The sequence below is a fragment of the Streptomyces mexicanus genome (assembly GCF_902506575.1).
In the GTDB taxonomy this organism is placed as follows: Bacteria; Actinomycetota; Actinomycetes; order Streptomycetales; family Streptomycetaceae; genus Streptomyces; species Streptomyces mexicanus.
Genome location: NZ_LR732544.1, coordinates 1 through 15,291, shown reverse-complemented (window position 1 = coordinate 15,291; position 15,291 = coordinate 1). Strand labels below are relative to the sequence as shown.

The 15,291-nt window shown below is 73.2% G+C and carries 11 protein-coding genes and 1 pseudogene; 4 read left to right on the top strand and 8 right to left on the bottom strand.

All coding sequences use genetic code 11. The features are described 5' to 3' along the window. Positions 1-638: 638 nt before the first annotated feature. Positions 639-1,151, top strand: coding sequence for a peptide-methionine (S)-S-oxide reductase MsrA (gene msrA / locus GV126_RS00060; protein WP_159661863.1), 513 nt, complete (start codon positions 639-641; stop codon positions 1,149-1,151). Between the two features lie 142 nt (positions 1,152-1,293). Further along, the gene (locus GV126_RS00055) at positions 1,294-4,242 is read left to right on the top strand and encodes an ABC transporter substrate-binding protein (protein ID WP_159661862.1); all 2,949 of its coding nucleotides are present in this window, start codon (positions 1,294-1,296) and stop codon (positions 4,240-4,242) included. A gap of 96 nt (positions 4,243-4,338) precedes the next feature. On the opposite strand, the gene GV126_RS00050 is transcribed toward GV126_RS00055, so the two are convergent. The 7 genes and pseudogenes from GV126_RS00050 to GV126_RS00020 form a co-directional block, all read right to left on the bottom strand. After that, a complete protein-coding gene (locus tag GV126_RS00050) occupies positions 4,339-4,953 on the bottom strand; it encodes an HAD family hydrolase (RefSeq protein ID WP_159661861.1) in 615 nt (204 codons plus the stop codon). Between the two features lie 46 nt (positions 4,954-4,999). After that, complete coding sequence (locus tag GV126_RS00045; protein WP_159661860.1) at positions 5,000-5,572, bottom strand: MarR family winged helix-turn-helix transcriptional regulator; 573 nt, start codon at positions 5,570-5,572, stop codon at positions 5,000-5,002. 144 nt (positions 5,573-5,716) lie between these two features. Then, entirely contained in the window at positions 5,717-5,974 is a 258-nt protein-coding gene (locus GV126_RS00040; RefSeq protein ID WP_159661859.1) for an amidohydrolase family protein, read from the bottom strand. 15 nt (positions 5,975-5,989) lie between these two features. Next, positions 5,990-7,237, bottom strand: coding sequence for a cytochrome P450 (locus GV126_RS00035; RefSeq protein ID WP_236570213.1), 1,248 nt, complete (start codon positions 7,235-7,237; stop codon positions 5,990-5,992). A gap of 136 nt (positions 7,238-7,373) precedes the next feature. Continuing rightward, a pseudogene (locus tag GV126_RS00030) lies at positions 7,374-8,114 on the bottom strand (lytic polysaccharide monooxygenase auxiliary activity family 9 protein); the annotation flags it as partial. Between the two features lie 160 nt (positions 8,115-8,274). Further along, positions 8,275-9,390, bottom strand: a complete 1,116-nt coding sequence (locus tag GV126_RS00025; RefSeq protein ID WP_159661858.1) for a glycoside hydrolase family 12 protein — start codon at positions 9,388-9,390, stop codon at positions 8,275-8,277. A gap of 468 nt (positions 9,391-9,858) precedes the next feature. Continuing rightward, a complete protein-coding gene (locus tag GV126_RS00020) occupies positions 9,859-10,614 on the bottom strand; it encodes an AraC family transcriptional regulator (protein WP_159661857.1) in 756 nt (251 codons plus the stop codon). A 53-nt stretch (positions 10,615-10,667) separates the two neighbouring features. Between GV126_RS00020 and GV126_RS00015 the strand changes: the two genes are divergently transcribed. Then, complete coding sequence (locus GV126_RS00015; protein ID WP_159661856.1) at positions 10,668-11,879, top strand: MFS transporter; 1,212 nt, start codon at positions 10,668-10,670, stop codon at positions 11,877-11,879. A gap of 442 nt (positions 11,880-12,321) precedes the next feature. Here the strand turns inward: GV126_RS00015 and GV126_RS00010 are convergent, their stop codons facing one another. Continuing rightward, positions 12,322-13,707 carry a GH1 family beta-glucosidase gene (locus GV126_RS00010; protein ID WP_159661855.1) on the bottom strand — a complete coding sequence of 462 codons (1,386 nt, stop codon included), beginning with the start codon at positions 13,705-13,707 and terminating at the stop codon, positions 12,322-12,324. A gap of 271 nt (positions 13,708-13,978) precedes the next feature. Here GV126_RS00010 and GV126_RS00005 point away from each other — a divergent pair, with 271 nt between their 5' ends. Next, on the top strand, positions 13,979-15,127 hold the full coding sequence (locus GV126_RS00005; RefSeq protein ID WP_159661854.1) for a radical SAM protein: 1,149 nt from the start codon (positions 13,979-13,981) through the stop codon (positions 15,125-15,127). The last annotated feature ends 164 nt before the right edge of the window (positions 15,128-15,291 follow it).

Here is a 15,291-nt window from a genome sequence, read left to right as displayed (position 1 = left end):
GGGGGCGCGGCGCGCGTCCGCGGCGGGAGGGCGGAGCGCGCCCGCGGGGGCGGGAGCGGGGGCGGGGGGGGGCGGGGGGGGCCGGGGGGGGGGGGGGCCGCCGGGGGGGGGGTCGGGGGCGCAGACGGGGAGGGCGGGCGGCTTGCGTCGGCAGGTCCGCGGCTGGCCCGGGCGGGAGGAGCGGGGGTGGGCGGGGGGGGAAGAACGGCGGTGTGGTGCTCGTGCCACGGTAGGCGACGGCGCGCGCGGCGGTGCGGCCGACGCGGAGCCGGGAGGACACGGAGGGGCCCGAGGGGATACGGAGTGGCCCGATCCCCGGATCCGCAGGCCCCCGGCGAGCGGGGTGAGCGGGACCCACCGCGCCGGCCGGATCCGCGCGCACGGGATCCGGTCGGCCGAGCCCAGCGGGAAGCAGGAGCGGCGGACGGCGAACTCGGTGCCGGTGCACGCCGGCGGATCGTCGCCGTCGTCCCGGGAAGCGCGGCCCGGGCCGTCGCCCCGCCGGAGCGGAAGACGGGGCCGGTGCGGCACGTGCGTGCGGGTCGCCGCGGGTGCGCCGGGCGAGCCGGCCGGGTCCCCGGGGAACACAGAGGCCGGGGGAAAACGTTCATCAGCTTGCAGAGAAGGGTGAGGCACAGATGAGCAACGAGGTACAGAAGGCCCTGCTGGCGGGCGGCTGCTTCTGGGGCATGCAGGAGCTGATCCGCAAGCTCCCCGGCGTGGTGGACACCCGCGTCGGCTACAGCGGCGGTGAGATGTCCCATCCCACCTACCGGCGGCACGACGGCCACGCCGAGTCGATCGAGATCGTCTTCGACCCGGCCGTGACCGACTACCGCACCATCCTGGAGTTCTTCTTCCAGATCCACGACCCCACGACGAAGAACCGGCAGGGCAACGACATCGGCTCCAGCTACCGCTCGGCGATCTTCTACCTCGACGACGAGCAGCGGCGCATCGCCGAGGAGACCATCGCCGACGTCGACGCCTCAGGGCTGTGGCCGGGACCGGTGGTCACCGAGGTGGTCCCGGCCGGCCCGTTCTGGGAGGCAGAGCCCGAGCACCAGGACTACCTCCAGCGCTACCCCGACGGCTACACCTGCCACTTCCCGCGGCCCAACTGGCGGCTGCCCAGGCGCGCCGCGTCCTGATCCCGGGCGGAGCCGGGGCCCGCCGGGCGCGCCCGGCGGACGGCCGGACCACTTCGGTGGTGCGGCGCCGCCCCTGTGTGGGTATCCCCATCGGGCGCAGCACGTTCGGGTCGGCTGATGCCACGGGGGAGGGGCGGACCGGATGGGGAGACAGGGGTGGACCGGCAGTGCCGGGCTGGAGGCGGCGGACGCGGTCTTCGAACTGATGAGGCGGCTCATCGACGACTTCCGCTCCGGTCCTCCGGTGACCCCGCTGGTGGTGCTCCAGGCGGAGGAGGAGGACCCCACCGGCCTCCTCGACCGCCGCGTGGCGAAGGTCGTGGAGTTCGTCCACCAGAGCCAGCTGCCGCGCGGCCTGCTCGGCAAGCGGCTCGAGGGAGGCGGTGGCCCGGACGCCTACTCCTCGGCCATCGACATGGTGCGCCAGCTGTGCGAGCACTCCTGGGACAACCAGAGACAGTCCCAGTACAAGCCGTTCACCTTCCCGCGCTCACGGCTGCTGCGGGCGATCGAGCAGGCCGCGCCCGAGGTCGGCGCGGACCAGCCGACGGTCTGGACGGCCGCGCAACGCCGTGAGCGGCTGATGCGCCGGCTGGCCGAGCTGCGCTGGCGGCCGGCCGGCGGCGCGGACGGTGTGGACGGTACGGGCGGCCGCCGCGCCCTGGCGCTGGCGGAGACGGTCGGCGCCGTGGTCAACCCCTCCGGTTTCGCCGGAGCCCTGTTCATCGCCTGCCTGAGCGTGCTGCTGGGCGAGGGCGGCTGGCGGACCGCCGTGTGGGGCGGCGCCCTGGCCCTGATGGCGTTCGGCCTGGCCCACCTGCTGGCGCGCAGCGCGCCGCCGCTGCTGTGGCTGCGCCGGGCCAGCCGGTGGTTCGCCACCACCACCTTCCTGGCCCCGCTCAGCGACCGGCCCGAGGCCGCCGACTGGTCCCGCTGGCGGCCGGCGAAATCCTGGGAGACCATCCGCGGTCGGGCCTTCGCCGTCGCCCAGCAGGTGGCCGCCGCACAGGCGGGCGACCCGACGGCCCGTCAGTTCCATGTCGAGCTGCGGGTGCTGGCGCTGCTGGAGGATCTGCGCCACAACTTCCGGCCGCTCACCTTCGACCTGCGCCGCCGCAAACGCACCGTGCCGCCCGTGGTGTACCTGCCGCGCGCCACCGAGGAGGACGGCGGCCTGCTGCTGCTCCGCAGCATCAGCAACGTGCGCAGCCGGCGCAGCGAGGTCGATCCGTTGCTGGTGCTGGCCGCGGTCCCCGCCGCCGAACGCCTGCGCCCACCGGGCGCCGACGCCGACCCGGCCGCCACGCCCGTCACCGGCTCGGGGAGCGACGAGGAGCAGGCCCACGGCGCGGACGCCCGGTACCAGCGGTGGGTGACCAACCTCAACGTCGGCCAGTCCCCGGGCCGGGCCGCCGCCCTGCCGTGGATCCTGCGGATACCGCTGTCCACCGAGGAGTTGCGGCACCGGCACTCCACCCAGCACTCCACCACCCGGATCCGCCGCACGGCGGCCTGGCTGCTGTGGTCCCGGCCCTGCCTGGCCGTGGTCCTGGCCCTCGCCCTGGGCGCCGGCTTCCTCGGCAACCGCTGGCTGGCCCAGCACTACTGCGAGGGCCGGCTGCTGGGCTCCAACACGGACTCGGTGCGCGACGACGGCCAGTGCATCGGTGTGGCCACCGGCGACGTCCGGCTCGCCCGGGGCAACCGGCTGAGCCTGTTCGGCGTCGGCAAGGGCGTCACCTTCGACGCCGTCGAGCAGGCGATCAGAGCCGAGAACGCGGCGATCGGACCGAAGGAGCCGCACGTCACGATCGTCTACGCCGGCCCGGTGACCGCGGCCGACCCGGCCGACACCCGCAAGGGCCTGGAGGAGATCACCGGGGTCTACCTCTACCAGCACTACGCGAACGTGAGCACCGACCAGCCCACCAAGATCAAGGTGCTGCTGGCCAACGCCGGTGAGAACATGCTGCACGTGCTGCCCATGGCCCGGCACATCGCCGACCTGGCCCGGCGCGACCGGTCCGTCGTGGGCGTGGTCGGCATGGGGCGGGACACCACGGAGACCGAGGCGGCGGCCAGGATCCTCAAGCGTGCCGGGCTGCCCGTGGTGAGCACCACCAACTCCGGCAGCCACCTGGCGCGCCGGCTGTCGAACTGGTTCGGGCTGGCCGCCACCGACGAGGAGGAGGCGGACGCGCTGCTGGTCCTCGCCCGGCAGCTGGCCGCCCGCGAGCACGGCGCGCAGGCCGCGGTGCTCTCCCGGACGGTCGGCAGCGAGAAGGACTTCTACACCACCGAGCAGGCCAGGGTCGGCCGGCGCATGCTGGTCGAAGCCGGCTTCACCCTGGCACCCGCCCGGACCTACCGGCTCAGCTCCCAGGGGGAGCCGGAGCTGACCACTCCCGTCGGCGCCATCTGCGCGAGCGGGACCGTGCCCCGGGCCGTCTACTTCGCGGGCCGGGTCGAGGACGTGCCCAACCTGATGGCCCAGCTCGGCTCCACCCCCGGCTGCTCCGGCCGCCGTATCACGGTGTTCACCGGCGACGACCTCACCAAGAGCGCCTACGACGAGGGCGAGAACCTGCGCATCCCTCCCGAACTCACCCTCTACCACTTCTCCCTGGCCCCCATGGACCTCGCCGCCGCCCGGGGCTTCTACGAGGACGCCCACCAAGCCCTGACCGCCCTGCTCCCCGCCGGTTCACCGGCCGCCGCGCTCGCCGACCCCGCCCGGCCCTGGCGCGACCCGCTGTTCTCCAGCGGGCAGACGGTGCTGTCCTACAGCGCCACGGCGGTGCTCTACCGGGCCGCCAGGAACGGCGACATGCCGCAGACCGCCGCGGAGACCTGGGCGGATCTGCGCTGGCACCCCAACCCCAACCTGCCGGTGGGGACGGTCAGTTTCGTCGGCAGCCGCCCGTACGCCGACCAGCGCGGCCACGGGTACGAGATCACACGGGTGACCTACCGGGACGGCCGGGTGCGCTCGGAGAGCGTGTGCGGCCGGCCGGCGGGCAGCGAGGAACGGCTCACCGCGCCGCCCGGTGCCCCGGGGGCCGACCCGCACACGGTGTGCCGCCTGAACTGACGGACCGTCGCGGCCGTGGCCCGGCCGGCCACCGGGCCACGGCCGGCCCGACAGGACTGCCGTGCGGGGGTCATGACGGCGGGACAGGTCCCGCCGTCACCGGCTCCGCGCGCCCAGGTGCGCGGCGATCCGCGCGATCGTCCCGGCGTTGTCCTCGAACAGGTGCGCCTGCATGCCCGCCGCCCGGGCGGCCTCCACGTTGGCGGCGGCGTCGTCGATGAACAGACACCTGTGCGCCGGCACACCCAGTGCGTCGCAGGCGGCCTCGAAGGCCCGCGGGTCGGGTTTGCCGACGCCGATCTCGTGCGAGTAGACGATCCGCTCCACCAGCGCGTCGAAGCCGTACGCCGCCGTCTCCCGCTCCCGCGCGCCGACGAAGCTGTTGCTGAGGATGCCCAGCCGGCATCGCCCCCTCAGCCCGCGGACGTAGGCGATGAGGTCCTCGTTCGCCGTCCCCAGGTACTCCGTCCACAGATCGGCCATGAACGCCTCGACCTGCGGCGCGTCGAGACCCAGGCGTGCCGCCACCTGCTCGTGCACCTCCTGCTCGCCGATGTGTCCGACGCTCCCGGCCTGCCACACGTCCCGCATCCGTTCGTGCACGGTGCCCGGCGGCCACCCCAGCCGCTCCTCCCACCGCGACTCCCATCCCGTCTGCGGCGTGATCTCCAGGACGCCGCCGATGTCGAGAAGGACGCAGCTGTCCCTCACCGAATCCCCCCTTGCCGCTTGTCCGGGCCAGCCCAACGGGGCGTCGTCATCCCCGGGGACGGCGGCCGCTGCGGCGCGGTGCGGGCTCTTCGCCGTTCAGCAGCGAGCGGCGCCGCTCCTCGCCCTCCTCCTCGACCTGGAGCACCACGCGGCGCAGTCCGTCGGCGAGGGCGCGGCACTCGGCGTCGCTCAGCCGGGCGGTGACGAACGCCTCCTCCTCGTTGAACGCCGGGAACACCCGGCGCATGAACTCCTCGCCCTCCTCGGTCAGGGCGAGCAGCACGAGCCGCCCGTCCGTGGGGTGGCCGGTGCGCCGCAGCAGGCCGCGCGACTCCAGCGTGCGGGACACCCCGGTCAGCGTGCCCTTGGAGATACCCGCCTCCTCGGCGACGTGCCGGGTCTCGGACTCGCCCCACACCCACACCACCCACAGCACGACGAAGGCGGTCCAGGTCAGGTCAGAGCCGCGCAGCACGGAGTTCTCCAGGTGCTGGCGGACGGCGGACGCGGCCCGGTAGATGTTGGCCACCGCCGCCATCTGCTCCCGCCGGACGGGGATGCCGCCGAGCTTGGCCTCGGCGAGCTTCTCCGCCTCGTTGATGGACCGCTGGCTGGGCACGGGCGCTCCCTCACGTCGTCGCCGGACCGCGGAGCCTGGCCGGCCGGCGGTCGTTCGGTGTCAAAGTGTACGGGCGGGCGCCGGCCGTGCGGGTGCCGTGCGCGGTCCGACCATGGCGGTGCGGGCCACTGCGCGGCGGTGTGTTCAGCGTTCGTGCACGACGCGCCCGTCGAACACCGTCAGGTCCACCCGCACCTCGGTGAACTCGTGCGCGCCGAGATCCAGCAGGGGCCGGTCCAGCACACACAGGTCGGCCACCTTGCCCGGCTCGATCGAGCCCTTCCACGTCTCCGCGAAGTCCTGGCCCGCCGCGTTCACCGTGTACGCCCGCAGCGCCTCCTCCAGGCCCACGCACTGCTCCGGGCCGCCGGGCCGGCCGCCGGCCTTCGATTCGCGCAGCATCCGCGCCTGCGGCCCTCAGGCGAGGGTGACCTCGACGGGCAGCTTCTTGATCCCGTTGACGAAGTTGGAGCGCACCCGCGGGACGTCGCCGACGAGCCGGATGTCCGCCAGGCGCGGGATCAGCTCCTCGAACATGATGCGGATCTCGGTGCGGGCGAGCAGGTTGCCCAGGCACAGGTGGGGGCTGCCCTTGCCGAAGGTGACGTGGTCGTTGTTCTGCCTTGTGACGTCGAAATCGTAGGGGTTGCCGAAGACCTCCTCGTCGCGGTTGCCGGAGGCGAACCACATGACGACCTTGTCGCCTTCCTTGATGTGCTTGCCGCCGAGGTCGACGTCCCGGGTGGCGGTGCGGCGGAAGTGGTAGACGGGCGAGGCCCAGCGCAGAAACTCCTCGACCGCGGCTGGGATGAGGGAGGGGTCCTCCTGGAGGCGGGCGAGCTGCTCGGGGTGTTGCAGGAGGGCCAGCATGGAGTGGGTGATGGTGTGGCGGGTGGTCTCGTTGCCGGCCACCACCAGCAGCAGGAAGTAGTTGTCGAAGTCCTGCGGGGACAGCGGCACGCCGTCGCGGGGAATCTCGTTGACGAGGCGGGAGATCAGGTCGGTGCCGGTGCCGCCGCGCCGCTGCCGGGCCAGCTCACGGCCGTAGGCGAACACCTCCAGGGAGGCGGGGGAGCGGAAGGGCAGGTCGCGGTACTTCTCGCTCTCCTGGCTGTGCAGCAGCACATCGGCGTAGTCCGGGTCGGTGTTGCCGATGATGCGGTTGCCCCAGTCGATGAGCTGCTGGTTGTCCTCCGGGGGCACGTCCAGGAGGCGGGCGAGGACGTTGATGGGGAAGTCGGCGGAGACCTCCTTGACGAAGTCGAACCTGCCCTTGGCCAGGGCCGCGTCCAGGGTGGTGGCGGTCAGGCCGCGCAGGAAGTCGGCGTAGCTGCCGATGACGCTCGCCCCGAACTGCCGCTGCAGCAGGCTGCGCAGGGCCCGGTGGCGCACGCCGTCCAGTTCCAGGAGGGAGGCCCGCTTCTTGATCTGGTCGTCGTCCACCTCTTCGAGGTTGACGAACTTGGTGGAGGTGAAGGTCTCGGCGTCGCGGTCGACGCGGGCGATGTCGGCGTGCCGGGTCACCGCCCAGAACCCGGAGTTGGGCGCCTGCTCGGGCTGCCAGTGGACGGGGTCCTGGTGGCGCAGGGTGTGGAACATGCGCCACGGGGTGATGCCGTCGGCGAAGTTGTCCAGGTCGGCGAGGTCCACCTCGTCCAGCGGCAGGGGCGCGGCGACCAGGCGCGGTCCCAGCGGGAGCGGAAGGCGGCCCCCGGGCAGGGGGGGGGGCCCCGGGTGGGGCGGGCCCCGCCCAAGCCGCCACATCGTGGCGCAGGTGATCGACGACCTCAAGGGCCACACGGGTCGGGGTCGGGGTCTGCGAGCCCGAGGTGCGGATGCCGGTCACCTCGCCGTGGCCGCCGTCGAAGACGACGTCCGAGCAGGAGAAGAAGTTCTCCTGGCTGTCGGAGCGGACCCACTGGATGAAGACCAGCGCGTCACCGGAGCGCCCGGAGGGCAGCTTCAGGTCCCAGTAGTAGTGGCCGCCGTCGGTGCCCGGCGAGCCCACCTGCGGCGGGTTGGTGACCGTCTGGATCAGCTGCAGGTCGTCCCAGCGCAGCTCGGACGTCGGCGACCAGCCGGGCTGGGTCAGGTAGACGCGGAACGAGCCGGGGGGCGCCGCCCAGTTGCTGTACTGGACCTGGATCGTGTCACCCGAGGTCAGGTGGGTGCGCGGCCAGTCGGCGCGGGCGGCGTTGTAGGCGGAGAAGTCGTACGGCGAGCGGTTGCCCGCGCTGCACAGGGTGCCGTCGGGCACGTATCCCGCGCCCCGGCCGCCGGCGTTGGAGTCCAGCACGGCGAACCAGTTGTACAGGGCCGTGGCCCCGCTCTTGGCCAGGGCGTCCCGGCAGGCGGGGTTGGTCGGGTCCAGGCTGCCGGTGGCGGTGCGGGCGTCCAGGTAGCACAGGTAGGTGCGCGAGCCGGGCAGCATCGCCACCCCGTGCGCCTCGGCGCGTCCCTGACCGAGGAAGGTCAGGCCCAGCGCCGCAAGGAGGGTGGCGAAGGCCGCCGCCACCGAGAGGAGTCTGCCGCGTCGCGTCACGGTGCTGTCCTTTCTGCTGTACGGAGTTCGCTGGACGGGTCGGTGCGTGGTGGTGCCGGTGAGGGTTTGCGTGCTGCGTGCTGCGTGTTTCGCGGTGCGTGTGCGTGTGCGTGTGCGTGTGCGTGTCACGTGGTGCCGGTAGGTGCGGTGGGGGCGCCGGTCACGCGCTGGTGCAGGCGGCGCCGTTGAGGGTGAAGCCGCTCGGTGCGGCGAAGGTGCCGCTGTAGGTGCCCTGGAAGCCGAACGTCTGGCTGCCGCCGGGCGCGATGTGCGCGTTGTGCGGCAGAGCGCTCGCCGTGACGGTGCCCGACGACGGGGAGACGGTGGCGTTCCACGCCGAGGTGACGCGCTGCCCGGCGGGCAGGGTGAAGACGAGCTGCCAGCCGTCCACCGGTGCCGAGCCGGTGTCGCGCACCGTGACGTCGGCCGTGAATCCGCCCGGCCAGACGTTCGTGTCGTACGCCACCTCGCAGGTGGCCCGGCCGCCGGACGCGCCGCCGGTGCGGACCTCGGAGGAGAACGACGTCACGGCGAGCCCGGCACCGTTCTGCCAGGGTTCGAAGCCCGCCTGCACGCTCGTCAGGTACCAGTCGTTCCCGGCGAGCCCCCGGGAGACCGCCTGGCGGACGAAGTCCATGACGTCGAAGCTCCAGCCGCCGATCGCCGAGGGGGCGACGAACGACAGGACGTCGTTGGAGCCGTTGTTGCCGGACCACACCTGCCAGGTGCGGCCGGCCACCGTGGCCGTGCCGGTCTGCGCGCCCACCGGCTGGATCGGCCCGACCTTGTTGAACCAGACCATGATCTCGGTCCGGTTCACGCCGTCGGTCCGGGGCGTGGGGTCCAGCCAGATGTCGTAGGCGGCGTCGTAGACCGCGTCGCTGACGTAGCTGTAGGAAATGCTGGTCGGCGCGGAGGAGATGGTGTCGAGCCGGGCCGGAAGGGCCGTACCCGGCGAGCAGTTGGTGTAGTGGCAGCCGTTGTAGACGGACGGGTACGCCTTGGGGGCGCCGTCGGTGGGCACCGAGCCGTCGGCCCGGCTGAGGCGGAAGCCGGAGTCCGTGACGGTGACGCACTGGGCGGCGTCGGTGCCCCAGCGGTTGTTCTGGACGACGTAGCGGCCCTGGATCGTGGTCGATCCGAAGGCGTCGCAGATCTGCGTGTCGGCCCGGGCCGCCGGGGCGGCCGCCGTGAGGGCGGCGAGCAGGGCGAACGCCGCGAGCAGCGCGCCGAGCAGGCCGCGCGCGGGGTCGAGCCGGTGGTGCATCGGTCGCATGGGGACCTCTTCGACAGACGGCGATGTGGGGGGAGGGGGCGCACCGTCACGCGCGACAGCGCTTGGGAGCGCTCCCATCGGTTCGTGCGGGACTGTAGAAGTTCCCCATGCCCCTGACAAGACTGTGCGCGGGCCCCCGGCGCGAAAGGCCGGAAAACTGCGCCGCGCCCTCGGCGGCGAGGCGGACGGGGGCCGGCCGGTGCGAGCGGACCGGCCGCCGGGCGAGGCCGTCCGGCGGAGGAGGCCGGCGGGCGGAGGCGACTTGAGCGTCCATGTGAAGGATCCTCGACCCGGCGCCGACAGCGTCACCGCATGCCGCGGGAGGAGGTCCTCAAGCTCATGCCGCCGCTGACCGTGCACCGGAGGAGCCCGAGGAAGGGCTGTGCCTGCTCGCCCGGGCCGTGCGCGAGACCGCCTGACCCGTGCGCCGGGGGCGGTTCGCTCCCGCGCCCCCACGCGGGGCGCAGGTCACACGCCGGCGGTGGAGGCGCGGTGCGCCCCCGGTGTGGAGCCGAACGTACGGCGGAAGACCTCGATGAAGGCACTGGCGGACGACCATCCGCACAGGTGCGCCACGGCGGTCACCGGGGTGCCGTCCGCCAGCAGGACCAGCGCGTGGTGCAGGCGCAACTGGGTGCGCCACTGCGGGAAGGTCATGCCCAGGTCCGACCGGAACAGCCGGGACAGCGTGCGGCTGCTCGCGCCCACCCGCCGGCCCAGCTCGGCCAGGGTGCGGTCGTCGGACGGGTCCGCCCGCAGGATCTCCCACAGCGCCAGCAGCAGGGGCGCGGTGGGGGTCGGCAGGCACAGCGGCTCCTGCGGGCAGGCCCGCAGTTGGTCCAACAACACCGCGCGCATCCGCCGCTGTTCGGGGCTGTCGCGGTCCGCCGCGCCGGTGTGGGCGAGGATCAGCTCGCGCAGCAGCGGGCTGACGGACAGCACGGTCGGTTCGTCCAGGCCGAGCGGATTGTCGCCGGCGGACAGGCCGACGAGGTGCAGTTCGAGCTCGCCGTGGGCCTGGTGCGAGTGCACCGTGCCGGCCGGTACCCAGATGGCCCGCGTGGCCGGCGCGATCCAGGACCCGGCCTCCGTGGTGACGGTCAGTACGCCGCGGCCGGCGTACACGATCTGGTGGTCGTCGTGGCGGTGGGCGTCGATCCCCGCTCCGGGGGCCAGCCGCTGGCTGCGGGGGGGCGCCAGCGGCACATGGCGGGGTTGCGTCATCGACTGGCCGTCTATCGAAAACGCGACAACCGCACGGCGGTGACGATGGCGGCATGTCAAGGAACCGATCGATCGTGCTGATGTCGGCAGGGCACGCCTGCGTGGACGTCTACCAGGGCGCGGTGGCCTCCCTCGTGCCCTTCTTCGTCGCCGAACGTTCCTACGGCTACGCCGCCGCCTCGGGCATCGTGCTCGCCGCGTCGCTGCTGTCCTCCGTGGCGCGGCCGGCCTTCGGCGCGCTGACCGACCGGCGGGCCATGCCCTGGCTGCTGCCGGTGAGCACGCTGCTCGGCGGTCTGGGCGTCGCGGTGAGCGGCCTCATCGGCTCCTATCCGCTCACGCTGGCCTTCGTGGCCGTCTCCGGCGTCGGCGTCGCCGCCTACCACCCGGAGTCCGCCCGTGTCGCCCGGCTGGCCAGCCGGGGCAGCCACAGCGCGATGGGCTGGTTCTCGCTGGGCGGCACCATAGGTTTCGCTCTGGCGCCGCTCCTGGTCGCCGCCGTGGTCGGCACCGGTGGACTGCGCCTGTCACCGCTGCTCGTGGTGCCCGCCGTGGCCGGCAGTGTGCTGTGCCTGCCCGTGCTGCGCGCCCTGGAGACCGCCGCGGGCGCCGACGGGAAGGGCGGGGCCGCGGTGGGGGAGGACGACACCCGGTCCTTCGTGAAGCTGTCGCTGGCGGTGGTGTGCCGGTCGATCGCGTTCGTCGGCCTGAGCACCTTCATCGCCTTCCACGCCCGGGAGCAGACCGGAGGGGGGACCGCGGCGGGCACCGCCGCACTCTTCGTGCTGTATCTCGGCGGTGCGGTGGGCACCGTGCTGGGCAGCCGGCTGGCCGGCCGCTGGAACCGGGTCGCCGTCGTGCGCGGGGGCTACCTGCTGACGGTGGGCGCCCTCGCCGGCGTGGTGTTCGTGCCCGGGCCCGCGATCTACCTCTTCGTCGCCCTGACCTCCATGGGCCTGTACGTGCCCTTCTCGCTGCAGGTCACCCTCGCGCAGGACTACCTGCCCCGGCGGATGGGCACCGCCGGCGGGGTCGCGCTCGGCCTGATGGTCAGCGTCGGAGGGCTGACCAGTCCCGCCATCGGCGCCCTGGCGGACGCGACCTCCCTGCGGACGGCCCTGACGCCGCTGATCGTGATGCCCGCGCTGAGCTGGCTGCTGTTCCGGACCCTGCCCGAGCCGCCCGTGCCCGGGGCGGTGGTGCGCCCCGCACGCGTGGACGGCCCCGGCCGGGAGCAGGCCGCCGTACCGGGCGGCGGCACGTGACCGGCACCACGCCCCGGCCGCGCACGTCGGGTCCGGCGCCCGGTGAGCGCGCCGCCACCAGGGCCTTGCGGAACTGCTCGATCACCGGGGCGTGCGAGGTCGGCGTCGGTCACCACGTGCAGGGTGACGTCGGTCGGAGCACTCGGCGGGACCGTAGGCGTTGACGAGCCGGACGTGGGGGAGGGCGTCGAGCACCCGGGCCGCGACGGAGGGGAACAGTTCCTCCCCGGTGGACAGCAGCCACCGCAGGTGCCGCAGCGATCCGCCGCCCCGGCGCCGCACCTCCTCTGTGTGTGCCGCACGCGTCACGGTGGATCGCAGGCGTCGGCGTACGGCCCGCACGCGTCAGGGCGGGGTCCGGTACGGCCGGACCCCGCCCTGACACCTTGTCGCCGCGAGCCGCGAGGGTGGGGGTGTCACCGGTGCGGCGCCGCGCCCGCGGTCACTGCTGCCGGCACGCGGCGGCGGTGTCGCGCAGCCACTCGGCGCTGGCCTTCGGGGTGCGCCGTTGCGTGGCGTAGTCCACGTGGACGAGCCCGAAACGCTTGGCGTAGCCGTACGCCCACTCGAAGTTGTCCATCAGGGACCAGCAGAAGTAGCCGCGGACGTCCGCGCCCGCGCCACGGGCCCGGCCGATGGCCTGCAGGTGCTCGGCCAGGAAGGCGATCCGCTCCGGGTCCTGGATCTGCCCGGTCGCGTCCACGGCGGCGCGGGTGTCGTCGAAGGCCGCGCCGTTCTCCGTGATGTACAGCGGCAGGCCGGGATACTCGCGGCTGATGCGCACCAGCAGGTCGGTCAGCCCCTGCGGATAGATCTCCCACGGCATCGCCGTGGAGGGACGGTCGGTCTGGGGGACGCTGCGGTAGCCGCGCGGCTCGTCCCCGGGGCGCACCACGTCCCGGAAGTAGTAGTTGACGCCGAGGAAGTCCAGCGGGGCCGCGATGGTCCGCAGGTCGCCGTCCTGGACCGGCGGTTCGGCGCGGTGCGGCGCGAGGTCGGCCAGCAGGTCCTCGGGGTAGCGGCCGTGCACCAGCGGGTCCAGGTACAGGCGGGTGCCCAGCGCGTCGGCGCGGCGGGCGGCCTCGACGTCTTCGGGCGCGTCGGAGAAGGGCTGCGCCACCACGGGGTTGACGGTGATGCCGACCTCGGCCGGCCGTGCCGCCCGGGCGCGGACCTGCTCGGCGGCCAGACCGTGGCCGAGCAGCAGGTGGTGGGCGGCCTTGGTGAAGTCGGGGAAGTGCCTGCGGCCGGGGGCGTGGACGCCGACGTAGTAGCCGAGCATGGCCGAGCAGTAGGGCTCGTTGAGGGTGATCCAGTGGGTCACCCGGTCACCCAGGGCGTCGGCCGCGATGCCGGCGTACTCCGCGAAACGGTGGGCGGTGTCGCGCACCGGCCAGCCGCCCTCGTCCTCCAGCTCCTGCGGCAGGTCCCAGTGGTAGAGCGTCACCCAGGGGGTGATGTCCCGGGCCAGCAGTTCGTCGACCAGGCGGTCGTAGAAGGCGAGACCCCGGGCGTTGGCCGGGCCCTTGCCGCCCGGCTGGATCCTGGGCCAGGACAGGGAGAAGCGGTAGGCGTCCAGTCCCAGGTCCGCGAGCAGCGCCACGTCCTCGGGCATCCGGTGGTAGTGGTCGCAGGCCGCGTCGCCGTGGTCGCCGTTCGCCACCGCACCCGGAGTGTGGCTGAAGGTGTCCCAGATGGACGGTGTGCGCCCGTCCTCGGCCACGGCCCCTTCGATCTGGTAGGCGGAGGTGGCCGCGCCCCAGACGAAATCCGCGGGCAGCCCTTCGACGGCTCGGGTCCTCAAGGGTTCGGTGCGCGCAACGGTCATCGGTGACAGCCTCCTGGTGACGTCGGGTGCGCGGTCGCCCACGGAACGACATGGTTGTGGGAGCGCTCCCACAGAGTCCGCCACCGCCTCCGCGCTGTCAAGCGGGAAGGTTTCCGGCCATTCGGCATAGCTATGCGGCCTGTTTGGAATGGCCGGTTGACACTCCCTCAAGGTTCGGCCACCGTCTTGGGAGCGCTCCCAGGTCTCAGTACTCCCTGTCGTGTCCCCGCGTCGTCCCTCCGTCCCGTCGAAACGGAAAGAGACCGCACGTATGCCTGACAGCACCTCTGATCAGCCCGGATCCGCTCTCGGTACCCAGTTCGTGGAGCGCAGTCTCGACCTGACGGGCAAGCTCTACCAGAAGTCCGTGTACCCCGCCGTCCTCGACGTCGCCCACGGCCGGCGCCTGTCCTCGCCGCTGGTCGTCGACCTGGACCCGACGACCGTGTGCGACCTGGCCTGCCCCGAGTGCATCAGCTCCCAGGTGCTGCACCACGGCCAGATCGGACAGGACCGCATCGTCCGTCTCGCACACGAACTGGCCGACTCCCAGGTGCGCGCGGTCATCCTCATCGGCGGTGGAGAACCGCTGCTGCACCGTTCCGTCGGACGCATCATCGAGGTGCTCCACGAGGCCGGCATCCGCATCGGCCTGGTCACCAACGGCACCCAGATCCACCGCCACCTCGACCGGCTCGCCGGGATGCTGTCCTGGGTGCGGGTGTCCGTGGACGCCGCCGACCCCGACACCTATCAGGCCTTCCGTCCCAGCCGCGGCAAGCGCAGCGCCTTCCCGCAGGTCATCGAGAACATGCGGCTGCTGGCCGCGCGCAAGAAGGGGCGGCTCGGCTACTCCTTCCTGCTCATGCAGCGCTTCGACGACGACGGCAAGGTCACCGACTCCAACTACCACGAGGTGTACCGGGCCGGGGTGCTCGCCCGGGAGATCGGCTGCGACTACTTCGAGGTCAAGGCGATGCTGGACGAGGACCACTACACGGTCAACCAGCGGCCCGAGGACATCGAGGAGGTCGAGGACCAGATCGCCCGCCTGCGCGCCCTGGAGGACGACTCCTTCCACATCCTGCACTCCTCCAACTGGCAGGCCGTGCGCACCGGCGCCGACCCGGTCCAGCCCAAGGACTACCGCACCTGCGCCGTGGCCGAACTGCGCACCACCGTCACCCCGACCGGCGTCTACGTCTGCCCCTACCACCGGGGCAACCCCAAGGGCCGCATCGGTGACATCCAGGACACCGGCTTCGCCGAGCTGTGGTCGGCGGCCGACACCTCGGTGATCGACCCCAGCGCGGACTGCCGGTTCGTGTGTGCCCGGCACGCCACCAACCAGGAGATCGAGCTGCTCGCGCAACGGCCCGAACCGGCCGTCCTGGTCGAGGACTTCGACCTCTTCATCTGACGCCCGCCGGACCGTCCGGCGCGCCGCGCCCGCCATGCCCGCCGGCTTCGGCGCACGCCGCCGGCCCCTTCGGCGCGCCGCGCCCGGCCGCCCGGCGTACGCCGTCCGGCCGTCCGTCGCTTCGCGGGCCGCCCTCCGGCCGTCCCCGTCCCACGGCCCCACCC

What these genes read in the sequence shown, in the direction of transcription:
- msrA (WP_159661863.1), top strand. Translation starts at nt 639, where the DNA reads ATGAGCAACGAGGTACAGAAGGCCCTGCTGGCGGGCGGCTGCTTCTGG.
- GV126_RS00055 (WP_159661862.1), top strand. Translation starts at nt 1,294, where the DNA reads ATGGGGAGACAGGGGTGGACCGGCAGTGCCGGGCTGGAGGCGGCGGAC.
- GV126_RS00040 (WP_159661859.1), bottom strand. Translation starts at nt 5,974, where the DNA reads ATGCTGCGCGAATCGAAGGCCGGCGGCCGGCCCGGCGGCCCGGAGCAG.
- GV126_RS00025 (WP_159661858.1), bottom strand. Translation starts at nt 9,390, where the DNA reads ATGCGACCGATGCACCACCGGCTCGACCCCGCGCGCGGCCTGCTCGGC.
- GV126_RS00020 (WP_159661857.1), bottom strand. Translation starts at nt 10,614, where the DNA reads ATGACGCAACCCCGCCATGTGCCGCTGGCGCCCCCCCGCAGCCAGCGG.
- GV126_RS00015 (WP_159661856.1), top strand. Translation starts at nt 10,668, where the DNA reads ATGTCAAGGAACCGATCGATCGTGCTGATGTCGGCAGGGCACGCCTGC.
- GV126_RS00010 (WP_159661855.1), bottom strand. Translation starts at nt 13,707, where the DNA reads ATGACCGTTGCGCGCACCGAACCCTTGAGGACCCGAGCCGTCGAAGGG.
- GV126_RS00005 (WP_159661854.1), top strand. Translation starts at nt 13,979, where the DNA reads ATGCCTGACAGCACCTCTGATCAGCCCGGATCCGCTCTCGGTACCCAG.